This is a genomic window from Peribacillus sp. TH14, assembly GCF_016651145.1.
Classification (GTDB): Bacteria; Bacillota; Bacilli; order Bacillales; family DSM-1321; genus Peribacillus; species Peribacillus butanolivorans.
This window is the reverse complement of sequence record NZ_JAEKEK010000001.1, coordinates 4,641,273-4,667,475: the sequence shown is the minus strand read 5'-3', so window position 1 is coordinate 4,667,475 and position 26,203 is coordinate 4,641,273. Positions and strand designations below refer to the sequence as shown.

The following is a 26,203-nucleotide window of genomic DNA, read 5'->3' as shown; positions in this document are numbered from 1 at the left end:
CGAGTGCCTGGAGTGGAAATCAACGTCGAATTTTTACAACCCCTCAAAAAAACTGTAGACAAGCATTCCTTAATTGGAATGCTTGTTTTTCTTTAATAGATGCGGAACGTTAGCTCCATAAAAAATTTCATCCATCTCTGTTTGTAGTCTTTCTATAATTTCCTGTCGTTCCTCTGAATTTAATTTTTCTTCTGTGAAGCCGAATAAATAATTATTTATATCGAATCTTTTCAACTTACATTTCGTATGAAATATATTTTCCTGATACACATTGACGTCTATCATATCATATAAACTCTTTACTTCATCAGGGATGTAATTTTGAATGGAATTTATATCATGATCAATGAATAATTTCCGTCCATTTTTATCCCGTGTAAATCCTCGGACACGGTAATCAATAGTAATTATGTCAGTATCAAAGGAATGTATAAGATAATTAAGTGCTTTTAGTGGAGAGATTTCTCCACAAGTAGATACATCGATATCAGCCCTGAATGTACTAATGCCTTCATTCGGATGAAACTCAGGGTATGTATGAACAGTAATGTGGCTTTTATCCAGTTGCATGACAACATTATTGGGTAATGGGCCAGGGGATTCCTCATAGGTACCAGTCGGAACTTCGACGACAGGTCCTTCGGAAACAAGCATCGTTACACTTGCACCCTGTGGAATATAGTCCTGTTTTGCCGTATTCAAAACGTGTGCTCCAATTAAATCCGATACGTTTTGCAAAATCTTCGAAAGCCTTTCTGCATTATACTGCTCATCGATATATTCTAGGTAGGCTTCGCGTTCTTTCTTTGTTTTTGTAAAACAAATATCATACATATTAAAACTTAATGATTTCGTAAGATTATTAAAACCATGGAGTTCAATTCGTTGTTCTGGTGTAAGTTTCATGTTTGATCGATTCCCCTTATTTTTTTACAACTGTTCTTATAGTTACCCTTTATTAGAAATAAAAAACTAAAGGGAAGAATTTATGGCTAATAACCTTAATAAAAAAAGAGCAGTTGCAACTGCTCTTTTTCCCTATTTTGCTTCGGATTGTATTAATTTCTTTCTTTTAATTGGTGAAAGTGCACGTTCTAACCACCCTAATAAAATGTCAGCCAGAATAGCCATTAATGCTGTTGGTATAGCTCCTGCGAGAATAATTGCGGTACCATTCGAAGCATTGGTTCCCCTGACAATGATATCACCCAGTCCACCTGCACCGACGAATGTGCCGACTGCAGTTACACCAATCGCAACGACAAGTGCCGTTCGTAGACCAGCCATGATGACAGACAGGGATAATGGCAGTTCGACCATTCCTAGTAATTGGAACTTCGTCATCCCCATAGCCTTACCCGATTCTAAATAGGCATGATCAATGTTTGTAATTCCTACATACGTATTTCTTAGGATTGGTAGTAAAGAATATAAAAACAATGACAAAATAACTGTGTTTGTCCCCAGTCCCATTACTAACATAAGGAGAGCAAGCATTGCTAAGGCTGGTGTGGTTTGTATGACATTAGTTATCGAAAACACCCAATTACTCAACTTTTTATGCTTTGCGATGAATATACCTAGCGGGATAGCAATGATTGCGGCAAATAGAACTCCGTAAGCAGACATTAAAAAGTGGCGATAAAATTCAGTAAGTACGTACATCCAATTCTGGGAGTAATACGTTCCCAGTTGTTCCAAGGTTTCCATTAGATTGCACCTCCCATTTATTCAAAATAATTATGTGCTTCAAGGAACTCCGTTGCTACAATCGATGGTTCTTTCAAGTTTCCATCAACTTCATAGTTCAGTTCCTGCATCGTTTCGGTTGTGATTTCTCCAATTAACTTAGTTAGTTGATTTTCTATTTCCGGATATCGTTCTAACGCATCTTTCGTGACAACGGGTGAACAATCATAAGGAGGGAAATATTGTTTGTCATCTTCTAAAAGCTGCAAATTATTCACCTTAATCCGTCCATCTGAAGAGTATGCGAGGACAATGTCCATCTGACCATTTTTGACAGCGTCGTAAACTAGTCCAATTTGCATCGGATAGGTTTCTCCGAATTCTAATCCATAGGTGTCTACGAATTCCTTATAGCCGTCCCCTTTTCTTTTCAGCCAAGCACTATCGACACCTAATCTCAAATTCCCTGCATCTTTTTCCAAATCGGATATTTTTTTATAGCCTTTTTCCTCTGCCAATTCATTTGATATCGTAAATGCATAAGTATTATCAAATCCATAAGAATCGTAAAATTTGAATCCATATTGTTTTTTAAATTCCTTTTGAACAATTTCCATTGCCTTTACTGGATCTTTTTCAATATCCTGAGCTAAAACACTCGTTAAATCCGTCCCCGTATAACGAGTTGCGGCTACATCAATATCCCCACTCTCCATTGCTTGTTGCTGTACGAAATTCGAACCTAAATTCTTAATAATCTTCGTATCAAGGTCTGTATTTCGTTCAAGTAGTTGTGCTATCATGTTTGCCAAGATTTCGGATTCGGTCATACTCTGCGCACCAATTTTAACCGTTTTTTCAGAAGATGACCCCAACCCAGGCAATGAGCAGCCGCTGATGAATAATGAAAACAATAAAAGGGTAGTAAAACTTATTTTTCTTATTTTTTTATACATGGTATTCCTCCTCAAGCAACTTCCTTCATACCTTTTAATCCTTTTGGTACGACTTTTCGTTCAATGATCGAGAAAACATAATCCACCAGGATAGCCATGATGATTACCGGTACTGCACCTGCGATGATATATTCTGTTTGGTATAAATTCAAACCAATAAATATGTAATCCCCAAGTCCTCCGCCTCCAATAAAGGAAGCCAATGTTGCCCAGCCAATTAAATAAACGGAGGCAGTGCGAATCCCAGCCATAATGACGGAAAGTGCAAGTGGAAATTCAACTAGACGAATTCTCTCCCAACTCGTCATCCCGATGCCTCTACCAGATTCAAGTAAACTTTTATTTACACCTTTAATGCCTGTATACGTATTCCTGAGAATAGGTAAAACAGAATAGAAAAATAACGCAATAATAGCAGGTGTCTTCCCAACACCGAGGAATGGAATGAAAAATGCTAGTACTGCCAAGCTTGGCAACGTCTGCATGATGTTTGCAATTCCAATAATTATAGATGCGCTTTTTTTCATACGGGTCAACAAAATGCCAAGCGGTACAGCAACTAGTATTCCAAGGAATACAGCAATCATAGATATATATAAATGCTCCCACGCCTTGTAAAGCAACTCTAGCCAATTCGTTTGTAAAAAATCGAGCAATGTTTCCATCTCATTCACCTCCTAAAACATCTCAGCCATTTCAGCCACTAGATTATCTTCTTCCCCCCAGATGCTGTCGTACACGATGTCAACCAATGTAGCTCTAGTAACAATTCCGACCAAATGTTTATTTTGGTCAACGACCGGCACATATTTAAATCCGCGTTTTAAAATCTTCTGAACTGAATCACGGATTAATGAGTCTTGTTTCACAGAATAGACTTCAGTATTGATTACTTCACTAATAAATGTAGCTTTTTTACGATATTCACTAATCGTTTCAACATCTACAAATCCTTTTAATACATTCTCTTCATCTACCACGAGCAGAGAATCAACTCGTTTTTCTCTCATAATAGTGATAGCGTTAGTAAGAGACTTTTCCTCAGTAATTGAAATGGGATTACGACTCATGATTTGTTCGACCAATTGTACGTTCGGTCTTGTTTGAAGCAATCGTTCTTTACCGATAAATTCTTCAACAAATTCATTGGCTGGATTTCTGAGAATTTCATCCGGGGTTCCCACTTGAACAATTTCCCCAGCCTTTAAAATCACAATACGATCAGCAAGTTTAATCGCTTCATCCATATCATGGGTAACAAAAACAATTGTCTTATTAAGTGTGCGCTGCAGATTTTTAAATTCCTCCTGAAGAGCATCGCGGGTGATCGGATCTAGAGCACCAAAAGGTTCATCCATTAATATGAGTGGTGGATTAGAAGCTAGAGCCCTGAGAACGCCAATTCGCTGTTGCTGACCGCCGCTCAGTTCGTAGGGATACCGTTCTAAATATTCGGGACCCATATCAACGAGCTGCAGCAATTCTAGCGCACGTTCTTTTTTCTCTTGATCACTCCATTTAAGTAGTTTTGGAACGAGGGTGATATTTTCAAGAATCGTCATATGAGGGAAAAGACCAATTTGTTGAATTACATACCCGATCTGTCTTCTAAGCTTAACCGGATCCTTTTCCATTATATTTTCTCCATTTATGAGTATCTTACCTTCGGACGGTTCAATCAGGCGATTAATCATTTTCATTGTCGTTGTTTTCCCACAGCCACTCGGACCAATGAAACAGATGAACTCCCCTTTTTTTATATCAAGTGTTATATTCTTTACAGCTTTCTTCCCTCCCTTATAGACTTTCGATACATTTTCAATTTTTAACACGACAAGCACCTCCATCATTCGCATACAATTACAAATTTTACAAATTCATTTCACTTTTCATATGCACAGTCTCTTATACCCATACGAAAAAATATTAAACCTTTTATTAAAATAAACTAGTTCAATGTAATTACATTGAAGAAATGGAATGAAAAAAACTACCTCATTTTAATAAAGGTAGTTAATAGATTTAAGTTTTTAACATTGAATTAAAACCCGATATTTTTAGCGATGAGGGTTTTCACTATTTCATCTGACCCTGTATAGAATGTTGTCAAACGAATGTCTCGATGACGCCGGGCAATTTTATAATCACCCATATTTCCGTATCCATCATGTAACTGCATGCACTTTTCAGATATTCGCTTTGACATCTCCGTAATCCAATATTTAGCCATCGATACTTCAGTTATGATATTCTCCCCATTCATATGTTTACAGATCAAACCATCAACAAACGTTCTACCCAGCTGAATATCGGTCGCTATTTCAGCAATGGTAAACTGTGCCTTATTAAATTTACTTATTTTATTACCAAATGCTTTTCGTTCTTTTATAAAATTCATCGTTAAGTGGAGCATGTCCTTAGCTGCCATTAAAGACCCAATCGCACACATAAGTCTTTCCTGCTGCAGTTTTTGCATTATATATGATAGGCCCTTCCCTTCCTCCCCAAGGATGTTCCCAGCAGGAACTGAAGCATCATCGAAAAATAGTTCGGCTGTTTCTGAGCTATTCTGGCCTGCTTTTTCAAGCTTTCTGCCTCGTGTAAGCCCTGGCGTATCTTTATCAATAAGCAACAAACTGATTCCATCATTGGAAGGATTAGCATCAAGATCAGTTTTACATGCTACAATCAATAAGTCAGCTTTAAAGCCATTTGTGATAAACGTTTTGGCTCCATTGACAATATAATACCCTTCTTTCTTGATGGCTGTGGTTTGGATATTCGCTAATTCTGAATCCATTCCTGGCTCTGTCATTGCAAAAGCAGAAATCATTTCTCCTGAACTGAACTTGGGTAAATACTTTTGTTTTTGATCTATTGTTCCGAATGAAGCAATATACGGGGCTACAACATCAGAATGAATTGAAATGCCTACTAAGGCTGATCCAACCATTTCCAATTCCTCTGCCAGAACAACTGAATATCCAAAATCTGCTCCTACCCCACCGAATTCCACATCAAGCCATGGACATAAAAATCCGTTATCCCCAATCTTTTTCCAAAATGAGCGAGGTACTTCCCCCTCTTTTTCCCACTTATCATAAAAGGGGATAGCTTCCTTGTCGAGAAATTCACGAATTGATTGTTTAAATAATAAGTGTTCTTCTGTGAGGAAGGAACGTGAATCATTCTTATTGAACGCCATCGTGTTAACCATGGGTTAACCTCCATTCGCTAATGATTTTGTTGAGATACATCAATGTGAAATATCTTGTAATCCACAACCATAATCAAGATAAATAGGCTAAATATATAGATGTAAACGGTTACAATAATAAAAATCATCAAACTGTCAAAATGGCCCATAATATTCATGTTCAACAAAAGTATTGAATTCCCTTTTAAAAATCTATTTTTCACCATTTTAAATTCATTTTTGATTATATTATTTGAAAAGCTACATGATTTAAGAAAATGATGATTGATACTTAACTGATTAAATATGGGTTAATCTTGTATTCTGCCGAGGTTATTTTTGTAATATAGGGTATTTTGGGATTTAATAATTCCTCACTTTCCGAATGCCTACATATTGCACAAACGTGGTCTTCTCTTCCTCTGATACATGATATGATTACTTTAGGCATAAGAAAAGGCGATCCTTCTTAATGAAGAATCGCACCTATCATTCCATAAGGAGTACCTCAAGCAAAACGCAGAGTTACAACGTTAAGAATATTCCAGAATAAAAAAATCCCAATCTCTCAGTGATATAAATGAGAAATTGAGATTTAATTATTCTTCACCATTGCGCCTTAAGTTGGTTACCTTGGAAACGTTTTTAACCAATCATTTCCCTATTAGTGGAAAATTCAGTTATAATCTTTTGCCCAATCATATTCAATCATTAAATAAATTTTTTTCGCCTTGATTGTTTCTTATTGATCTCATTCAAAATAACCGCTATTTCGTGCGAATTTTCAATATGATGTTCCAATTTGGATTTATACAAGCTCAACTATTGATTATATGTTGGAACGGAAAAGTCACCAAATCAGCTGCTTTGGGCTTCATACATGGGGCTATTTTTTATACTAGAAAAAAATTATTGTTGACCCTCTGTGTAAATTTGAAAAGTTACACCGAATTTGTCCGATACAATCCCATAAGCAGGGCTAAAAAAAGCTTCCTGCAGCGGCATTTTTACTTGTCCATCTTGCGACAAGTATTCAAAAATTTGTTTTGATTTTTCGATATCGTTAGTTGAAATACAGATCGTAACCTGATCTCCAGTTTGACTAGTTTGACCTGGAAACATATCTGAAAACATGAGGTCCGTTTCTCCAACCTTTAACATTGCGTGTGACACAAGTTCCTTTGCTTCTTCTGGTATAGGAAATTCCGGGTTTTCTGGCATTTCTCCAAAAGTTTGATTAAAAAGGACTTTTGCACCCAATGCTTTTTCGTAAAATTGGATCGCTTCCTTCGCATTTCCGTTCATCATTAAATAGGGAGATAATCGCATTGTCATAATTAAATAGCTCCTTTGGTTCTAATTTCTTTACAAATCTTGAGTAACTTCCAAGCTTCCTTTTGAACTTGTCAGTGATAATAACTACTATACCATTATTACCCATGATTGTATTTTATAATAAAGAACGTATGTTCGTCAATATATATTACTTGAAGACTAACAATTTTTGAGCATTTCAAACAAGAACTAGAAGATTATATCCATTACTACAATCACCAACGCATCAAGGTGAAATTAAAAGGCATGAGCCCAGTAGATTACTCGGTTCATGCCCTCAAAGCTGCCTAACTAACTAAAAAAAATTGTCTAATTTCTTGGGTTCTCTTTATTTGATAAGCTCTTTTTTTGACTTTAGTCTAGCGTTTCAATTTGGTGAGCATAAAACTTAACACTTTGATATTGTATATCCTTATTAACTCGCTATTATTTCTGAATCTTGTCCTTTTTTATGGTTTGGTAACTTAGAATCTATCGATAGGAATCGGCTTCCATTTAATACTAGGTGAAGTGCAATAATCATAAGAATGAGGTCTAATTCGAATCCTGCACCTTCTCCATTCCCCATAAAGCCTGCTGGAAATTTCACATAAACAATTGCACCAGCCATAATGAATATAAGGAGGGCAGAAATTATTCTTGTTCCAAGACCTAAAATTAAAGCAATTCCTCCAACCAATTCAATTGTACCAACTACATAGGCCATAAATCCCGGAATGCCTATACTTTGAAACCATCCAGAAATGTTATCCAATCCACTTTGGAATTTTGACAAACCATGCATCAAAAATGTAAGTCCCAACATTACTCTTAATAAAAAGGTACCGATTTCTTGTTTTTTCATGACACATCTCCTTTTATTATATTTCACACTACAAAGTGTAGTGTAATGATATAAAAAAATCAAGTGAAAGTCATCCGACAATCACTATAGTCATTCCCAATAGTATAATCAAAACATATATAGAAACAAAAATCGTGGTAATATCAGCCCTTAAAGGAATTCTACTTTTAGGATCAACTAATTCCTGAAGTCTATAGTTAACTGATTCATTCGAGAAGTGGACAAGGACGGGAGAGGATTTATCAGAGCAAGAATGTTTAATTAACTTCAACAAAGCAGCGCTTATGCCTAATTCAGTCCCCATTTTATTAATCGCATATTCATCGGCTAATAGTTCACTAATTATTTTGTAATTTTCATAACACCATTTTGTCAGTGGGACAAACCATAACGCCTGTGAGATCAACTGTAAAATAAAGATTACTAATGGATCATATTTTTTTTGGTGAAAGGCTTCATGCTCTACTACTGCTTCTAGCTCATCAAAGTCCAATAATTGAATTAAACCAGTACTAAACACAATGAAAGGGCGCCTGAAACCAAGCGTAAACGCAAGAGGTTGATCAGCATTCACAACTAAGATATCTTTGTTGGCCCGTTTGAATGTTTCGTTTATAGACCTTGTCTTTTCAACGTTTTTGTAGTTAAAAAGCTTTTGTTTAAACCTTCTGGAAAGGAGATATTGCTCTGCAATTTTGAATAGTGTGATCAAAATACTATAGGATATTACTATAATGAGCAGTGTGATGACGACAAAGTAGTATACTGAACCTTCTTTAAATAGACTAAAGCAAAATTTAAAAAAGTTGGCTTTAATATTTACTCCAAAAAAGATGTGTACCAAAAACGCTCCCATTTGGCTCCATACTACACCGGCAATTAAAAGACTAAGGCTTATCACAAAATAAGACTTTTTCTTCCACATTATAATTTATCCTTTTTTAACGATTGAATTTTTTGTTCCAATTTTTCAATTAAAGCTTGGTCAGCGTCTTTCATGGCATCAAGCATATGGCTAATGACAGCACCACCAAATTCATCTAGCAAATTCTCAGTCAGTTTCTTTGACTGCTCTTCTAAAAACTCCGCTTTAGATTGCACAGGGCGAAATAATGAAAGCCTTCCTTCAGACCACTTTTCAAGAATGCCTTTTTCGACTAGACGATTCATGACTGTCATTACAGTATTAAAGTTGATAGGCTTTTCAAGCTCCAATGATTGCTGCACCGCTTTAATACTCTGTTCATTTTTATCCCATAAATATTCCATGATACTAGCTTCCAAGGGACCAAAGAAACGATTCAGTCCAACTTCATCATATTTAAAATTTTTAATATTCATCTTTTACCCTCCCATTACGAATTGTAGTGGAAATTCTTGTTAGAATCAAGTTTCATCAGGAAGATTAGATCTGATATATATCCAAATATCTTTATGGGCGGCACAATCGAATTTGTAACCCTTCTTGGATTATTAATTGTTAAGCTTAATTGAGTCGAGTAATGCATACAAGATTGAAGTATGGTTGGAAATAGCGTGTTAATTACATGATGCCGACCATCGAAATGATTTTTCATGACCTGACAACATTTGATTAATTGCTTTAATAGCTTTTCTAGCACCAATATGGCCTACCAAATGATTATTTTGCCATTCATTACCTCCAACACTGGCCTGGCTTTTTCCAGTACTTCTGGATCTCCACCTGCTATTACAGTCAAAATTCCTTTCAGCTCCAAATGTTTCCCTGCTAACAGGTACATCCAAAACCCGGATCCTTTTTTCCTGATAAGCAGAATGAATCTCCATAATAATTTGTTTTCACATTAAATCTCAGTTTTTGCTTCGAATTTTAAAGAAACGAGCCTAATGAAGGCTCGTTTCACTAATTAATGATTAACTCCTTGTTGTAAGTTTTTCTATTTCATCAGAATTATAGAAATGATACCCTAGTGTCGGCTTTTGGGCCGCACCATACATTGCAGCAGCTACTTTGTTTGCTTCTATGGCACGATATGGACGTAAAGGGCCAACTAAGAGAAATTTAGCAAAAGAACCAATCATACCAGAAATCTTTTCACCTGCCCTAAATTCCTTTCGTTCACCAAGAAGTAAGGACGGGCGAAATATATGTACAGAATTCAATTCTAGTTGTTGTAGTGTTCCTTCCACATCGCCTTTAACACGACTGTAGAAAAACTTGGATTTGGAATTGGCTCCCATGGCTGTTATGACGAGAAATTTCTCAACATTAGAGGCTTTCGCCATTTTCGCCGCTTCAATAACAAATTCATAATCAACTTTACGAAAAGCTTCTTTCGATTTGGCTTTCTTAATAGTTGTACCTAAACAAATAAAAACATCAGTGACATTGAATAAATCTGCATATCTGACTAAATTATCAAACTCCACAATATGGACTTCGCAATTAGGTTCTTTAGATTCTATTTCCCTTCTAGTTAGCAAGTGGATTTCCTTATAATTATTGCTGTTACTTAACTCTTTAACTAAATGGGTACCAACGACTCCAGTTGCACCTAAAATCAATGCAGTTTTTATAGTCATGATTTCCTTCTTTCCTTTATAAGCTACTAAATAGCGACTATACTTTTATTTCATTTTTTCTTCCTAAAGAACTTTTTGAAAATCATAGAGTATTAGGATAGATGATTTACTTGATTAAAATCCTCAATAATCCAGGAATCCATCTCAAATTTAATCGTACTTAAACAAGCATTAAATAACCTCATTTGTTTTGAAACGATTGTCTCATTTGACATCAATCGTAAAATAAAATGAATCACTGCGCCATGTGCAACAAGGATCACTTTCTTCTCAGGATACCCCTGCTGAATCTCTTGAAGTCCTTTTACCAGCCTACCACGTAAAGACTCCTGACTCTCCTGATTAGGATAGACTTTATCACTGAATGCAGACTCTCTTTCATGCGCTGTCATTCCTTCAGCAGAGCCAAAGTTCTTTTCTATGAATTCTAATTTTTCAATCACTGGCCTATCAATATAGAAGCTAATGATTTCGGCAGTTTCTTTAGCCCTTTTTAGAGGGCTTGTAATAATTACATCCCAATCTGCTTTAGACAAAAATTCACCACACTTCTGTGCTTGTATCTTTCCTTGTTCATTTAGTGGGATGTCAGTCTGTCCCTGCAGTTTTCCCAGTGCATTCCAATCAGTTTGACCATGACGTACTAGACAAATAGTAGTAATTGTCCCCAAACCTCTCTATGTAAAATCTTTATTTTTTCACTTCTTCAATGATGGAATGACCTTCACTCTGCTCGAGATCTAACCATTTCCACTTTTCATGCAATCGGACTCGTCCATCAGGCAACATTTCCGGCGTGGAAAGACAGCTACCTCCTCTAATTTCACCTTTTTCATTAATATGATTGTACCTAAATTCCAGTGACCCATCCATATTAACAATACCTTTTAAAGTCCCTTTAATAATCTCTCCCCCTTCATAACTTGCTGTAAGAATATTTCCTTCTTGTGAATAGTAAAAGAATGTATTTGCCGATACTTCTCCATTTTCCGAATTATCTTTAGCTATAAATGTTCTTCCGTTATAATTAAGCATAGACAATCCCCCAGATAAATTATTTAGGATAATGATACCAAATTAAAGCAAAAAAGAGTATTATGAAATTCTCAAACACATTAAATTATAGGATTTTCTATGATTAGAAATGCTGAGAATAAATACATAATATTTCCATTGAATTCATCCATTGTCTTATGATTAGATTATGGAAGATGTTTCATATGGGAGGGCGATTCTATATGAAATATCAAAGAAATTATAAAAAAATTGGTGAGGTGCTCAATTGAAAGAAATTCTGCTCATTTTATTATTGCAACTTATTTATGTTCCAATTTATACACTACGGACTATATTTTTAGTGAAAAATATAACCGTACTGGCATCTATATTAGGCATTGCAGAAATGTTAGTATACGTTTTTGGTTTATCTCTTGTATTTGGCGGTGACCAAAGCATAATCGCCATGGTTGTATATGCAGTTGGTTTTGGTATCGGGATTATTTTTGGAACGAAAATTGAGCAAAAACTCGCCATCGGTTATATAAATGTAACCGTTAATACTCAAGCAAAAAATGAATATTTGATTGATACTTTAAGAAATATTGGATTCGGTGTCACTCTTTATACCGGTGAAGGAAGGGACAGCAACCGTTATCGGATGGAAATTTTAACAAAACGAAACCGAGAGCAAGAATTAATTGCAACAGTTGAAAAGTTTGAACCAAAAGCCTTCATTATTTCTTATGAACCAAGGTATTTTAAAGGTGGGTTTTTACTGGATCGGTTGAAAAATAAAGCAAGCTGAATAAAAAGACTGCAAAAGCCCATCTTTTTCAAGATGGGCTTTTCCTTACGTTATATAATTTTTTGGCTATCTCACGATTTGAATACAAGACGTGAATTTGTTTATGACACGATTTATAGAGAAGAACACGATCTTCCTAGGTGTTAATTGATAGTTGATCAAGCTCACAAGTACCTCACAGACCATAATCTAAAATCGGTTACGGTTTAACGGACTTTCCTTCTTCAACTACATGAAACATCAAGTGTGCAAGATGATGAATTGGTCCATAATCTTCATCCTCTTCCTCTTCCTCTTCCTCTTCCTCTTCCATTTCATCCATGCCTTGTAAATAAAGGGCCATGAATTCATAAAAATCATTTTTGGAGAACGAGTAACAATCACTAGGATCCTGACTATCTTCTTCATATTGTAGAACAAGATGTGATAAATCTCCTTCATCATCCTCTGCATCAAAAAAGACGAAAGATCCCATATTTGTATCCAGTTCAAATAACCTGCGGAATCCACGTGATGCTGATTTTTCAAATTCTCCGGTCGTCAATTTTTGTACCTGCATGCTGTCAACATTATCTTCTTGATGGAAACTCACAATAAATGTGTTCATAACGTTTTACCTCCTGTTGAGTATGGATAACCCATAGTATCCCCATTTTACCGAATTTATCCGAGTTAAAGAGCTGTTTCCAAAACAACCGGACAATGATCACTGCCCATAATATCGCAATGAATATTGGCCTCTATTAAAGAATCCACGAGACGTTGGGAAACAATAAAATAATCGATTCTCCATCCGATATTCCTCTCCCTTACCTTACTCATATATGACCACCAGGTATAAGCACCTTCCTGGTCAGGATAAAAATGGCGGAACGTATCAACAAACCCTGCATCAAGTAAATCAGTCATTTTACCTCGTTCTTCTAATGTGAAACCAGAATTCCCAACATTTGGTTTAGGGTTTTTCAAGTCTATTTCCTGATGTGCTACATTTAGATCGCCACAATAAATAACTGGTTTTACTAAGTCTAGCTCTCTCAGATAATTACGAATTTCATCTTCCCATTCAAGACGGTAATCAAGTCTTGATAAATCTCTTTTAGCATTTGGCGTATAAACATTAACCATATAAAATTTCTCATACTCGAGTGTTATGATTCTGCCTTCCGGTTCCTCACCGCGTTCCCCTACACCATATTTGACTGAAAGCGGTTTTTCCTTCGTGAAGATGGCTGTACCTGAATAACCTTTTTTCAAAGCATAATTCCAATATTGATGATACCCCTCTAGTTCAAGTGAAATCTGCCCTTCTTGAAGTTTAGTTTCTTGAAGACAAAAAATATCTGCGTCCACATCTTTAAAGTAATCTAAAAATCCTTTTTTTACACAAGCTCGAATTCCATTTACGTTCCAAGAAACCAATTTCATATTCTTTTACAATCTCCTTATAGCAAACTTTTCTTTTCTATCACAACTATACTATTGATTTGATTTTTTGCCCATCAGAGTACATTGGAAAATAACCGGGCAAAAGATTCTTTTGAACGTTCCAGCAAACCTCGATTATTATAACTTAATGGATCTAGTTTTTCGCTATCCTTCATATCCTCTTGATAATGAGTGACTAGATCGTTAATGGAACTGCTACCCATAAGGAAGACATTCACCTCGAAATTAAGATGGAAACTCCTCATATCCATGTTTGCCGTTCCAATTGAAGCAATATCACCATCCACAATGATAAGTTTTTGATGCAAGAAACCCTTTTTGTACGAGTAAACTTCTACACCAAATTGAAGAAGTTCACCGAAATAAGAACGACTCCCATATTGGGTTAAAAAACCATCATTTACCGCAGGAACCATAAGTCGGACTTGTATCCCTTTTAAGGCAGCATGCTTAATCGCTGCTTTGATCGCTTGATTCGGTACAAAGTATGGACTTGCAATCCAGATTGATTTTGTTGCACAAGTTATCAGAGAATAGTAAAAATCACTCATGATTCCCTGCTGTGTATCAGGGCCACTAGCAACAACCTGAACCGCTCCATCTCCTTTTTCAACTCTGGTATTGATCTCCGGACGTTCTTCTAAAACATCTTCTCCACTTACATATTCCCAATCTAACAGGAATACCGTATGAAGCATGTAAACGGCTTCCCCTTCAAGGACCATATGCGTATCACGCCAAAATCCAATGTTTTTATTTCTTCCTAAATACTCCTCACCAATGTTCAAACCACCCACAAAACCAATTTCCCCATCTATGATGATGATTTTTCGGTGATTCCTAAAATTAAACTTTTGATTGAAAAATCCGTGCTTTAACGGCGAAAATGGGTATGCTTTAACACCTGCCTTTTTCATCCGCTTAACTTCATTATTTGAAAGACTTAAACTACCTGCAGCATCAAAAATAAATAAAACTTCTACACCTTTTTTTGCCTTTTCAATTAGAATATCTATAATTTCTGTTCCAAGTCTGTCTGAACGGAAAATATAATACTCAATATGAATGAATTTTTCCGCTTTCTTTAACTGTTTAATGATTTCTGAAAACGTTTCATTTCCATTTTTCAACACTTCCGTTTTTGAAGCTGTACTTATAGTCGTCTCAGAAGCATTCTTGGCAAAAGCTGCAAAGGACTTCTGATGATTGTTCAAGAACGTAAGGTCTGGTGAAGATACATGAGTGACAAGACTTTTCCATTCTTCCCGGTCTTTTTTTCTTTTACTTTGGAACAAATACCCCTTTAAATAAAGTTGGCCCGAAAACAAGTAAAAGACATAGCCAAATACAGGGAAAAATAAAAGCACATACATCCATAGAAGAGTATCATGCGCAAATCTATTTTCTAGCATCAGTGAGTATATTGTAATAAACATAACAAAAACATATAACCCAATAAAAAATAGCTTCGTGTTGAAGCTAACCTGACTAAAAACGATCATATAAACCGATACGAGTAAAATAAATAAAAATACAAATTCCATTCTTCTTCTTCTCATTTTTTCATTCTCCTACACTGCAATATTTTATATATCTGTCATATACCCATATTTCATTGCAAAAGAAACAAAAACACTTACGAAGACAAATTTCGTAAGTGTTTTATCTTTTTCTTTATCTGATTTTTACAGGAATTAAGCTTTCATACAGGTCAAGATATTTTACGGATGACGAAGCCCAACTAAAATCTAGTTTCATTGTATTTTCAACCAACTTCTTCCACCTTTTCGGCTGGAATTTATACATTCCTACTGATTGCTCAATTGTATGAAGCATATCGTGTGCATTATAATTCGTAAAACTAAAACCATTTCCCTCGTCAGTAAATTGATTGTATGGAATCACCGTATCCCGAAGCCCACCGGTCTCCCTTACTATCGGTAATGTACCATACCTCATCGCCAAGAGTTGCCCGATTCCACATGGTTCGAATTGAGAAGGCATTAAAAATAAATCAGATCCAGCATAAATCCGTCTTGCCAATCCTTCATCAAAGTATGTATTCACCGAAACTTGATTTGGATATTGATCAGCCAGATTACGGAAGACCGATTCATATTGTTCATCACCGGTACCTAGTAGAATGAATTGAATTCCTTGGTTTATCATTTCATGAAAAACATGAAGAATAAGGTCAATTCCTTTTTGATCAACCAGCCTGGTTACCATTGATATAACAGGGATGCCATCATTGACTGGGAGATTCAATGATTCCTGTAACTGACGTTTATTTTCCATCTTTCCATTATAGGTGTTAAAGGGAATCGAAAGGAATTCATCTGTGACAGGATTATATTCTTCATAATCAATCCCATTAATAATTCCTCTAAGATCGCCACTTCGTTTACTCAAGAAACCATTCAAATTCTCACCATAATATGCAGTCTGAATTTCTTCTGCATAACTTGGGCTTACAGTTGTGACAATGTTTGAGAAAGCAATACCTGCTTTCAGATAACTGACATTTCCATGGAATTCTAGTCCGTCGATATTAAAATACAATTCACTCAAATCCAATAATTCTGCTAGAACAGTTTTTGAATAAACTCCTTGGTAGCGTAAATTATGTATCGTAAATACTGTTTTAATATCTTGGTAGAAAGGATGATTGTGATAATGAGCTTTCTTCAGGACACTGACCAGGCCTGTTTGCCAATCATGACAGTGAATGATGTCCGGCTTTTCTTCTAAATAAGGTAGAGCTTCTAAAATGGCACGGGAGAAAAAGGCAAATCTCTCACCATCATCGAAAAACCCATAACTTCCATGTCTTTTGAAATAATATTCATTATCAAGAAAATAATATGTAATTCCATTTGCAACAAGCTTTTCAATTCCGCAAAATTGCTGACGCCATCCAACAGGAACTTCGATACTCGTAATATGTCTCATATCCTGTTTAAAATGAAAAGGAAGATCCTCAAATTTTGGAAGAATAACACTTACATGGACTCCCTGTTTTTTTAGCGCTTTCGGGAGCGCACCTATTACGTCTCCTAGCCCTCCCGTTTTTATAAAAGGGGCGCATTCTGAAGCAGCAAATAAAACATTCATTGCCGCACCTCCTCTATTAAATAATTTCTGCTTTTTTTATTACAGTCGGTTGTTTTATACCAATAACTGTTTTCTCACTAGTAATTTTTACTTCTTTGTCAGTAATAATATTTTCTACGATTGCCCCTTCTTCTATCTCACCTTTTTGCATGATGATACTATTCCTTATGATAGCACCTTTTTTTACCTTTACCCCACGAAAAAGTATACTGTTTTCGACAGTCCCCTCAATAACACAACCGTTGGCTATTAAAGAATTGGTAACCTTAGAGGATCCTGAATATTTGGTAGGTGCTTCATGTTTAATTTTTGTATAAACATCCCATGTATCACCGAAGAAAGAGCGGATAACTGAGGGATTCAAAAAATTCATATTGCTTGAATGAAAACTTTCAATCGAGTGGATAAATGGCATATCTCCGGTGAAATTGTAACCTTTAACATTAAAACGATGAAGGTTAGCTTTTACAGCATCTTTCAAGAAGTCATTTTCCCCACTAGCTACACAGCCTTTGATCAATTTCACCAAAAGGGTTTTACTAATAATGAAGGTTTCTAGACACACATGGTCTCCAGGTCTAGGGATCGTATAAAAGCTAATGTCCGTGATATCTTCATCTGAATCAACTGAGCAGGTGTGATAAATTGGTTTTTCTATCAATTCCCCTACATAATCTTTATAGACGACTGTGATATCTGCTTTATGTTTTTTATGATAAGCAAGTACTTCATTAAAATCTATTTTGCATACATGACTTCCAGGAGAAATGATAACTGTTTCTGCATCAGCCCTCTCAAAAAAGCTGAGATGATCATAAAACTGTTTCATATCACCTGTCACAGTTTCATCTGGATGGATAGGAGGCAAGATGAACAACCCTCCTGAACGCCGATCCAAATTCCATTCTTTCCCCGACCCAAGATGATCCATAACAGAAAGATATTTTTCCTTTGGAAAAACGGCTACCTTCGATACATCTGCATTTATGAAGTTCGACATCGTAAAGTCAATTAGACGGTAACGTCCACCAAATGGCACAGATGCTACATTACGATGAGCAGTCAACTCTTTTAAATGTTGTCTTTCATTGATTAAGTTAATAATTCCCAACACGTTATCCATAACATCGTCCCCTTTTTCTAGTTAAGAGTAATCTTTTTTTTGTTTGGATTTGTAATGGTCTGATTTTCGCCTATCAAGGTAATTTCAGAATTAACGGCTGAATTGCCTACTACAGCACCATCTTCTATAACACAATTGCTGGCAATAATACTTCTTTCTATATGAACGTTTTCACCAATCGTAACATTAGGCATAATGACTGAATCTTTAATCGTTGATCCATATCCCACCTGTACATTATAGGATAAAACTGAGTGATCAATGTTTCCATGTATCATGCAGCCCTCATTAATAAGCGATTGGCTGACCTCTGCTTCTGATGATATATATTGTGGAGGGTGATTTGCATTTCGAGCAAAAATCTTCCACTGCTGATCATCCAACTGGAAATTTGGTGTTTCCTCCAATAAATCCATATGTGCCTGCCAAAGGCTCTCAACGGTTCCAACATCCTTCCAATAATCATTAAAACGATAGGCAAAAAGTTTTTTTCGATCTTCCAGCATCTTTGGAATAATGTTGCTGCCGAAATCATTGGATGAATTCACATCTTTTTCATCGTTAATTAAGTATTTCCTTAAGGTCTTCCAATTGAAAAGGTAAACACCCATAGAAGCCAGGTTACTCTTTGGATATTTTGGTTTCTCATCGAATTGGGTAACCCTATCGGCCTCATTCGTATTCATAATGCCAAAACGGCTTGCTTCCTGCCAAGGTACTTGAATGACAGCTATTGTGGCCTCTGCATTTTTTTCGATATGATAATCAAGCATTTTGCTGTAATCCATTTTATAAATATGGTCACCTGATAGGATCAACACGTGTTCCGGATCATAGTTATCAATGTATTGGATATTTTGATAAACAGCATTGGCTGTTCCTTTATACCACTCGCCGCCTTCTTTCCCTTGATATGGAGGAAGAACAGAAACCCCGCCAACATCTAGATCTAAATCCCAAGCTTTACCGTTACCCACATAATCATTAAGTATCAAAGGCTGATATTGGGTCAGTACCCCAACAGTATCAATACCAGAATGAGTGCAGTTACTCAATGGAAAATCGATGATTCTATATTTACCCCCGAACGGAACAGCTGGTTTTGCCAGCCCAATAGTTAATTCACCTAATCTTGAACCCTGCCCTCCTGCCAATAACATTGCAATCCATTTTTTCGCTCCCATTAATCGTTCACTCTCCCGCGTCTTTTTTTGGTTTGCTTCATGTAAATCGATACGCCTAATGGAGGTACTGTTATTTCCATACTGAATAGTTGATTATGATAAGGCTCTTTTTTTACATTTATGGGTTCTTTATTAACCTGACCTGACCCTCCGAAAGCTACAGAATCACTATTAAAGACCTCTATATATTTCCCCTGAGATGGTACACCGATTTTATAATGATTATGAGTCTGAGCAGAAAAATTACAGACTACAATACAATAATCGCCTTTGCGTTTACCTTTTCTCATAAAGGTAAGAATACTCTGACTACTATTGTTAGGATCTATCCATTCAAAACCCTCCTGATCATGATCTAGTCTCCATAGGCAAGAAGTTTCTCTATATAATTCTTGGAGGCTACGGAAGTAATGTGCTAGCTTTGTGTGTGATTCATATTCCAATAGCAGCCAATCTAATTGCTCCTCATCTTTCCACTCAATAAACTGACCAAATTCCCCACCCATAAAGAGAAGTTTCTTTCCAGGATGAGTCATAAAATAACCCAAGAGTAAACGCAAATTCGCAAATTTCTGCCAATAGTCACCTGGCATCTTATTCAATAAAGACCTTTTGCCATGAACTACTTCATCATGTGAAAAGGGTAATACGAAATTCTCTGAAAAAGCATAGAAAAATGAAAAGGTTAAAAGGCTGTGATGATTTGGTCTTTCACTCGTATCAAGTTTCATATATCGAAGAATATCGTTAGTCCATCCCATATTCCACTTATAATTAAAACCTAGACCGCCTATATCGGTAGGAGAAGTTATAAGTGGCCGGTCTGTTGCTTCTTCAGCCATCATTAAGGCGTTTGGATACTTCTTAAAAACCACTTCATTAAGTTTTTGCAAAAATTGTATTGCCTCAATGTTTTCTTCACCGCCATTTTGGTTTTTTAACTTTACCGGCAAAGGGTTATCATGATTTAAATACACCATAGAAGATACCGCATCGACACGAACCCCGTCGATATGGTAAACGTCCATCCAAAACAACACATTTGATATGAGAAAACTAATTACCTCTGGTTTAGTAAAATCGAAATTGTATGTTCCCCATATTGGGCGATCAGCTCTAGTATAGTCAATTGGTTCATAGAGAGGTGTTCCATCAAATCGGGCAAGACCATGCGCATCTTTACAAAAATGGGCGGGAACCCAGTCAAGAATTACACCAATACCATTTTGATGGCAGCGGTTTATAAAATACTTGAAATCTTCTGGTGAGCCATAACGGCTATTTACTGAATAATATCCAGTAACCTGGTATCCCCAAGATTTATCGAATGGGTGTTCCAATATGGCCATGATTTCCACGTGTGTAAAACTATTATCAATCACATAGTCAACTAATCTATCAGCCAGTTCACGGTACGAATAAAATTCCCCGTCCTCTGTCTGTTTCCATGTTCCCGGATGAACTTCATATATCGACATAGGTTTATGATAAATATTTTCTTTTTTCCTATCGGCTATCCATTTCGAATCTTGCCATTCAAAATTATCCAACCTTTTAATGATAGAGGCTGTATTTGGTCTTATTTCCGAATAAAAAGCATAAGGATCGGCCTTTAGGATACGTTTATTTCCGGGTGTATGTATTTCGTATTTGTATAGCTCTCCTTCTTGTAATCCTGGTACAAACAACACCCAGATACCTGAACGCTCAATCCGCTCCATAGCATGATCATTTCCATCCCAATTATTAAAATTACCGACTACTGAAACTTGCTTGGCATGGGGTGCCCAAACGGCAAATCTGACTCCTGTTTTACCTGATGATGTAACAAAGTGTGCCCCAAGCATTTTATAACTTTCATAAAGGGTTCCTTCATGAAATAAATACAAATCAAATTCGCTTGGATAAATCTCTTGTAGCTGGTCGATAATTGTATTCAAATTTTACCCCTCCATCAACATGAACTCGATAGCATTTTTCCCTTCCTTCCCCAGATATTATATATATTCGATGGAAATTATATTAATCCTTCAAATGGAGGTGAAGTTATTGTAATTAATGCCCTTTTTTTAAATTTTAAAACATTTTTCGTAAAATATAACCATTTTATGTAAAAATAAAGTACAAAATTAAAGCCCTTCCCATATTTTAGGAAGAGCTCTAAGTAGCCATGTACGAAAACTTCATGTTACTTGTTCAGTACGTATCATTTTAGTTTTTGTTAAGAATAAATAAGATAAAGAAACGGACCATGCCAGAGGAGTATTTCCGTTAGGAATATTACTGCCTCCGATATATAATTCAGGAACTTCCCAGTTCTCTGGTATTATATTTTTTGTTTTCTCTATATATTCCTTTGCCTTGTTCATCATACCTAGTTCATGATAGCATAATCCCAGCCACGGAAGTCCGAAACACCACTCTGCTTCTTGACCTTCATTATAATAAAGGTCCCTTTCATACCGTATACAGCCGTTTGTTCTTTCAAGACGTTCTGAAACATTCTGCAATATTTTAAGGGCTGTATCTCGATCGACAAGCCGGTAAGGATAAATTAAAGATAGTAGGGCTAAGTCCGTCTCTTTCGTATAGCTTTCTCTTGGAAGCAAAAAACGAAGTGTTTCCTCACCCCTTTTAATTAATTCCTCTTTTACGTTGACCAGCATTTTAACGGAATTCAAACCAGCTACACAGGCACCGATACTGGAAGCGTGAATTTCTATATTTTCTTCCCACATGCCATTATCTTCTGATTGCCAATATTGAAGGCATTCCAAGTAGTTAACTAACTTTTGAACAATCCGTAAATCATGCTCATCTCTTAACACCTTTTTACCATGCCGATACCCTTCACCAACTCCCCATAAAAAGGCACCAATCGCATCATTTTGAGCATGCCCCCACTCTTCCGGAAGTTCTTTAAGATCAGTGGAATATCTAGAATGGATAAATTCAAAAAGATACTGGGGTTTCTGTTCAGTATGAATATCTATTTTCCATTCGTAGGTTCGAAATAACTCAAATAAAGCATGGTACGCTTTCTCATAACGATCGGATGTATCATTTAAAAAAGGCAATACTGTATATACGACATCCCGGATCCAGACATAATTATAATCATTGGAAACACTCGCTGTATACGCTCCATTGGAAAGACGCATACGATCAAGAACCTCTAGTGCACCGTTTACATTCATTAGTTATACACCTCCGAAGCTATTTGCTTATTCTCATTGTTGACAGCCTTCCATTTTCTAAACGTTTTGTCATTTATTTTAAATTAGAAGCGCTTTCAATTCAGTTATCAGAAACTACATTCTAGAAGTTCATTTACATTAGTTTATGTACTAAAGGTCTCTTTTGATAATCAAGCTTTCAATGTTCTCTAAAAAGCGTTATATGCCTATTTGATAAGAAAAAACTTTATATTTTTTGCTATTTATATATGAGCACGAAAAAACTAGTAATGATTACTCACTACTAGTAATATTGTCCTGTCGTTATAATGTTTAGTCTTTATTTTGCCTATTTTAAAAGAAAAATCTCATTACCATCAAAGATAGTACTCCTATTAGAACAGTTACTAATAAACTTCTAGTAAAAATGGCAACTATAAACGTCGGTATAGCCGCAGCTAAATTCAGTGCATTTTCCTTAATTGAAAAGACCTGCTCTGATAAAAGAAGTTCTTGTGCAAGCAAAGCAGCCATAACGGCTACTGGTACATGCTTTAACCAATTGATTCCCCACTCAGGAATCTCCATTTTGCTAAGCAGCATTAATGGAACGACTCTGGGGATGAAGGTTACAATTGAAGTACCTAAGATAACAAGAAGGATATATCCTGTTATTTCCATCTTTCAATCACCATCCCTATCGCTGAAGCTAATATTGTTGCAACTATAACGCCTGTACTTCCAGGAAAGATAAAACTTATAGCAACCACAATTAAAATGGCACTTAAAGCGACTACAAGATCTATGAAAAACTTTTTTTTACTTAGAATCTGTAAAACTAATAGACCAATAAACATAGCAGGCAAGGCAAAGTCCATCCCGTATTTTTCTGGATTCGGAATCCACTGGCCAAAATAACCCCCTGCCATGTTTGCAACAAACCAGTTTAAATAGGCTGCTAGATTCAGGCCTAACATCCATTTAAAATCAAGTTTTTTCTTTTTCTGCGCTTGGGTGACAGCCACTCCGAACGTTTCATCAGTTAATAAGGCTCCTGTTATCAGGTTTTGCCTCGAGGTTTGATGTCGGAAATAAGGTGCCAATGCTGCACTTAATAAAAGATGACGACTGTTAACGAAAAATATCGTGAAAATAATGGCCGATACCGGATGGCTTGCAGCAATCATACCTGCTGCTATAAATTGGCCGGATCCTGCATATAGTAAAAGAGACATAAGTGCCACTTCAATCATGCTTAATCCTGACGTTTTTTCGACTACCCCTGCTGCAAAACCAATGCTTAAGTATCCCAATAATGTCGGAATACAATCCTTAACGCCCTGCCAAAAGCCTTCACCTTCTTTAACATCGGAAAAAGTACCACTTTTCCATTCCGCACTATCCTGACTCATATAAAACTCCACCCTTGTTTTAGTATGTAACATTAACTATATTTTAAATTGTCGATAAGTACTGGCAACTCACTATATATTTCAATAATTTCTTCAATTCTCATTCTTACTAAACCGCTTGATGATGGAGCAACAAATTCCTTCGTCACGACATCGTCTGAATTTTTTTGGAGTCCCCATGCAATTTTTCGTATTTGCCGATATTCCTGATAGACACCCTTACCAACGAAACAGACTAGTAAAGGTTTATATTTTTCAATTTTTTTCTTTAATTGTTTCCTGCCTTCTTTATACTCTTCTTTTGTGATTTCATCAGCAGCTTTGGTAGGCCTAGAAACGATATTTGTAAAACCATAGCCTAAATCTAGTAATGAAGAATCTTCAGTTGGGTGATATTTTCTAGGTGTAAGTCCAGATTCGAAGAGAATTTTCCAAAAGCGATTGTTGGGATTCGCATAATGATGACCTGTCTGTCCCGAACGGATACTTGGATTAAAGCCAACAAACAAAATATCTAGGTTTTCTTTCAAATGATCGGATATGCCTTCCATTGTAAAACCCCTTTTCCATTTTCTTATATATTATTGTACAAAACTGAAAAATATTTTCCTACCATTTCCGACATTATTTTGCTGAAAATGTAATAGGTAACTAGGAGTGTTGGCGCCACCCATATAGTCCGAGGTTTTCGGGCCATATAATGCCGAATCGACACGCACCAGACTTTACAGAAAGGGTCTTTTCCTTTCTGGAAAGTCTGTAGTAACACCCGCCTAACACAATGGAAAGGTAGTGGATTTATTCATGAGTAAAATAAAGAAGAAACCTGCTAGCAAAAATCGTTAGCAGGTTTCTTCTTTTCCTTTTACTGCCGCTTTCATTCTAAGTAAAGCCTCAGTTAGAACCTCACGCGGACATGCAATATTTATACGTTCAAAACCATAGCCACCGCTACCGAACTTCATACCTTCATCGAGGCGAACTCTTACATTTTCTAAGAAGAACGAATGCAATTTGTCATGTGGAATTCCTAGATCTCGACAATCTAACCAAATCAAATGGGTTGCTTCTGGTTTCACAACTTTAATTGAAGGAATATATTCTTTTAAAAAGGAACAAACATATTGAAGATTCTCTTCCAAATACTCCTTTACTTCTTGTAGCCAAGGTAAACCTTTATAGTAGGCAGCAATCGTTCCCTCCACGGCAAAGGCATTTGGACGCATTAATCCATATCCTGTTAAAAGCGCCTCATACTTTTCTTTAACATCTCTATTCGGAATAATAAAAATAGAGCTTTGCATTCCCGCAATGTTAAATGTTTTACTCGGTGCAGCACATGTAATAGAAAATTTTAAATGGTTTGGATGAACCGTTGCAAATGGTATGTGTTTATAACCTGAGTAAGTTAAATCTCCATGCATTTCATCCGAAATAACAAAGACACCATGTTTATCACAAATTTCTCCTATTTTTCTCAATTCTTCAGGAGTCCACACTCTACCTACTGGATTGTGAGGGCTACACAAAATAAATACTTTCGTATTTGGCTGTGATGCTTTTTCCTCAAAATCTTCAAAATTCATTTCATAGGTACCATTCGAATAAATGAGAGAATTGTTTAAAATGGTACAACCTTGTGTTTCAATCGTAGAAAAGAACGGATAATATACGGGGTCTTGTACGATAACCCCATCACCCGGTTGTGTTAATGCTTTTAATAATAAATTAATTCCAGGAATGATTCCCGGGCTAAAAGAAATCCATTCTCGTTTTAACTCCCAATCGTATTGTGTTTTCCACCAATACTGAACAGCATCATAATAACGCTCACAAAACGTACTATACCCGTAAATTCCGTGCAGTGCCTTTTGACTTATGGCATTTACTATTTCTTCTGAAACTTGAAAATCCATATCGGCAATACATAATGGAATAATATCTTGATCTTCTATGTACCATTTAACCGAATGTGTTTTTCTTCGATCAATTAATTTTTCTAGATGCATGACTTTCTCTCCTATCTTTCATCCCCTATTGATAATCAATTCATATTATATAGGAGATTGAAGCACATATTTGGTATGACTTTGGCTTTAAATAAAGTCAGTTATTAACTTAGCAGCCTCGTCCATAAATCTCCTCCAACAAATAATAACATATCAAAAAATGCAGTAACTTTAAGAATAAAACTAAAAAAACAGGCATGCCAGTTAAGTAAGCGTCAATAACAAAGCCAGGAGTTTGTAGTGCCCAAAACATCCATATCTACTTAATTTCACTCGAAAAATTTATAACGCCTTAGATTAAACAACATAATTGATGATACTTAAAAACATACTACAGATCATAAACA

General features: G+C 36.1%; 27 protein-coding genes and 1 pseudogene. 2 read left to right on the top strand and 26 right to left on the bottom strand.

All coding sequences use genetic code 11. The features are described 5' to 3' along the window. Window positions 1-69: 69 nt before the first annotated feature. From speD to JFU50_RS22690, 7 genes are all read right to left on the bottom strand, one after another. The gene (gene speD, locus JFU50_RS22720; RefSeq protein ID WP_201185097.1) at window positions 70-906 is read right to left on the bottom strand and encodes an adenosylmethionine decarboxylase; all 837 of its coding nucleotides are present in this window, start codon (window positions 904-906) and stop codon (window positions 70-72) included. A 132-nt stretch (window positions 907-1,038) separates the two neighbouring features. Then, window positions 1,039-1,710, bottom strand: coding sequence for an ABC transporter permease (locus JFU50_RS22715; protein ID WP_053346307.1), 672 nt, complete (start codon window positions 1,708-1,710; stop codon window positions 1,039-1,041). Between the two features lie 17 nt (window positions 1,711-1,727). Beyond that, window positions 1,728-2,645, bottom strand: coding sequence for an osmoprotectant ABC transporter substrate-binding protein (locus JFU50_RS22710; protein WP_201185098.1), 918 nt, complete (start codon window positions 2,643-2,645; stop codon window positions 1,728-1,730). 11 nt (window positions 2,646-2,656) lie between these two features. After that, a complete protein-coding gene (locus JFU50_RS22705; RefSeq protein ID WP_201224251.1) occupies window positions 2,657-3,310 on the bottom strand; it encodes an ABC transporter permease in 654 nt (217 codons plus the stop codon). A gap of 12 nt (window positions 3,311-3,322) precedes the next feature. Further along, on the bottom strand, window positions 3,323-4,477 hold the full coding sequence (locus tag JFU50_RS22700; protein ID WP_201185099.1) for a betaine/proline/choline family ABC transporter ATP-binding protein: 1,155 nt from the start codon (window positions 4,475-4,477) through the stop codon (window positions 3,323-3,325). A gap of 209 nt (window positions 4,478-4,686) precedes the next feature. Then, on the bottom strand, window positions 4,687-5,862 hold the full coding sequence (locus tag JFU50_RS22695; RefSeq protein ID WP_201224249.1) for an acyl-CoA dehydrogenase family protein: 1,176 nt from the start codon (window positions 5,860-5,862) through the stop codon (window positions 4,687-4,689). An 888-nt stretch (window positions 5,863-6,750) separates the two neighbouring features. Beyond that, entirely contained in the window at window positions 6,751-7,176 is a 426-nt protein-coding gene (locus JFU50_RS22690) for a VOC family protein (protein ID WP_053346312.1), read from the bottom strand. Between the two features lie 171 nt (window positions 7,177-7,347). Here JFU50_RS22690 and JFU50_RS32030 point away from each other — a divergent pair. Further along, window positions 7,348-7,467 (top strand): annotated as a pseudogene (locus JFU50_RS32030) (IS3 family transposase); the annotation flags it as partial. Between the two features lie 124 nt (window positions 7,468-7,591). Here the strand turns inward: JFU50_RS32030 and JFU50_RS22680 are convergent. The 7 genes from JFU50_RS22680 to JFU50_RS22650 all read right to left on the bottom strand — a co-directional run bounded on the left by JFU50_RS22680 (window position 7,592) and on the right by JFU50_RS22650 (window position 11,620). Further along, on the bottom strand, window positions 7,592-8,020 hold the full coding sequence (locus JFU50_RS22680) for a DoxX family protein (protein ID WP_201185102.1): 429 nt from the start codon (window positions 8,018-8,020) through the stop codon (window positions 7,592-7,594). A gap of 70 nt (window positions 8,021-8,090) precedes the next feature. After that, on the bottom strand, window positions 8,091-8,945 hold the full coding sequence (locus tag JFU50_RS22675; RefSeq protein WP_201185104.1) for a M56 family metallopeptidase: 855 nt from the start codon (window positions 8,943-8,945) through the stop codon (window positions 8,091-8,093). Then, on the bottom strand, window positions 8,945-9,361 hold the full coding sequence (locus JFU50_RS22670; RefSeq protein ID WP_201185106.1) for a BlaI/MecI/CopY family transcriptional regulator: 417 nt from the start codon (window positions 9,359-9,361) through the stop codon (window positions 8,945-8,947). Before JFU50_RS22670 ends, JFU50_RS22675 begins: the two co-directional genes overlap by 1 nt. 198 nt (window positions 9,362-9,559) lie before the next feature. Then, window positions 9,560-9,829, bottom strand: coding sequence for a hypothetical protein (locus tag JFU50_RS22665; protein ID WP_201224247.1), 270 nt, complete (start codon window positions 9,827-9,829; stop codon window positions 9,560-9,562). An 87-nt stretch (window positions 9,830-9,916) separates the two neighbouring features. Next, entirely contained in the window at window positions 9,917-10,585 is a 669-nt protein-coding gene (locus JFU50_RS22660; protein ID WP_201185110.1) for an NAD-dependent epimerase/dehydratase family protein, read from the bottom strand. A gap of 92 nt (window positions 10,586-10,677) precedes the next feature. Further along, window positions 10,678-11,247: a histidine phosphatase family protein gene (locus JFU50_RS22655; protein ID WP_201187876.1), complete on the bottom strand. Its 570-nt coding sequence runs from the start codon at window positions 11,245-11,247 to the stop codon at window positions 10,678-10,680. 28 nt (window positions 11,248-11,275) lie between these two features. Continuing rightward, window positions 11,276-11,620, bottom strand: coding sequence for a n-acetylglutamate synthase (locus JFU50_RS22650; RefSeq protein ID WP_201224245.1), 345 nt, complete (start codon window positions 11,618-11,620; stop codon window positions 11,276-11,278). 247 nt (window positions 11,621-11,867) lie between these two features. Here JFU50_RS22650 and JFU50_RS22645 point away from each other — a divergent pair, with 247 nt between their 5' ends. Continuing rightward, complete coding sequence (locus JFU50_RS22645) at window positions 11,868-12,389, top strand: DUF2179 domain-containing protein (protein ID WP_056527290.1); 522 nt, start codon at window positions 11,868-11,870, stop codon at window positions 12,387-12,389. Window positions 12,390-12,588: 199 nt separating this feature from the next. On the opposite strand, the gene JFU50_RS22640 is transcribed toward JFU50_RS22645, so the two are convergent. The 12 genes from JFU50_RS22640 to JFU50_RS22585 form a co-directional block, all read right to left on the bottom strand. Next, entirely contained in the window at window positions 12,589-12,996 is a 408-nt protein-coding gene (locus JFU50_RS22640; protein ID WP_201224243.1) for a cytosolic protein, read from the bottom strand. 65 nt (window positions 12,997-13,061) lie between these two features. Beyond that, window positions 13,062-13,817: an exodeoxyribonuclease III gene (locus JFU50_RS22635; RefSeq protein ID WP_201224241.1), complete on the bottom strand. Its 756-nt coding sequence runs from the start codon at window positions 13,815-13,817 to the stop codon at window positions 13,062-13,064. Between the two features lie 74 nt (window positions 13,818-13,891). Beyond that, window positions 13,892-15,397: a cardiolipin synthase gene (gene cls, locus JFU50_RS22630; protein ID WP_201224239.1), complete on the bottom strand. Its 1,506-nt coding sequence runs from the start codon at window positions 15,395-15,397 to the stop codon at window positions 13,892-13,894. Window positions 15,398-15,512: 115 nt separating this feature from the next. Continuing rightward, the gene (gene glgA, locus JFU50_RS22625; RefSeq protein WP_201224237.1) at window positions 15,513-16,952 is read right to left on the bottom strand and encodes a glycogen synthase GlgA; all 1,440 of its coding nucleotides are present in this window, start codon (window positions 16,950-16,952) and stop codon (window positions 15,513-15,515) included. Between the two features lie 16 nt (window positions 16,953-16,968). After that, a complete protein-coding gene (gene glgD, locus JFU50_RS22620; protein WP_201224235.1) occupies window positions 16,969-18,075 on the bottom strand; it encodes a glucose-1-phosphate adenylyltransferase subunit GlgD in 1,107 nt (368 codons plus the stop codon). A gap of 17 nt (window positions 18,076-18,092) precedes the next feature. Beyond that, a complete protein-coding gene (locus JFU50_RS22615) occupies window positions 18,093-19,259 on the bottom strand; it encodes a glucose-1-phosphate adenylyltransferase (protein ID WP_053346325.1) in 1,167 nt (388 codons plus the stop codon). Further along, window positions 19,259-21,199, bottom strand: coding sequence for a 1,4-alpha-glucan branching protein GlgB (glgB, locus tag JFU50_RS22610; RefSeq protein WP_201185119.1), 1,941 nt, complete (start codon window positions 21,197-21,199; stop codon window positions 19,259-19,261). The genes JFU50_RS22615 and glgB overlap by 1 nt, the downstream gene beginning before the upstream one ends. Before the next feature lie 243 nt (window positions 21,200-21,442). Beyond that, window positions 21,443-22,456 carry a glycoside hydrolase family 15 protein gene (locus tag JFU50_RS22605; protein WP_201185121.1) on the bottom strand — a complete coding sequence of 338 codons (1,014 nt, stop codon included), beginning with the start codon at window positions 22,454-22,456 and terminating at the stop codon, window positions 21,443-21,445. Window positions 22,457-22,789: 333 nt separating this feature from the next. Beyond that, entirely contained in the window at window positions 22,790-23,116 is a 327-nt protein-coding gene (locus JFU50_RS22600) for an AzlD domain-containing protein (RefSeq protein ID WP_201185123.1), read from the bottom strand. Further along, window positions 23,107-23,847: an AzlC family ABC transporter permease gene (locus JFU50_RS22595; protein ID WP_056527315.1), complete on the bottom strand. Its 741-nt coding sequence runs from the start codon at window positions 23,845-23,847 to the stop codon at window positions 23,107-23,109. Before JFU50_RS22595 ends, JFU50_RS22600 begins: the two co-directional genes overlap by 10 nt. Window positions 23,848-23,879: 32 nt before the next feature. Beyond that, window positions 23,880-24,398: a mismatch-specific DNA-glycosylase gene (locus tag JFU50_RS22590; protein WP_201185125.1), complete on the bottom strand. Its 519-nt coding sequence runs from the start codon at window positions 24,396-24,398 to the stop codon at window positions 23,880-23,882. Between the two features lie 291 nt (window positions 24,399-24,689). Continuing rightward, window positions 24,690-25,856 carry a MalY/PatB family protein gene (locus tag JFU50_RS22585; RefSeq protein WP_201224225.1) on the bottom strand — a complete coding sequence of 389 codons (1,167 nt, stop codon included), beginning with the start codon at window positions 25,854-25,856 and terminating at the stop codon, window positions 24,690-24,692. Window positions 25,857-26,203 lie beyond the last annotated feature (347 nt).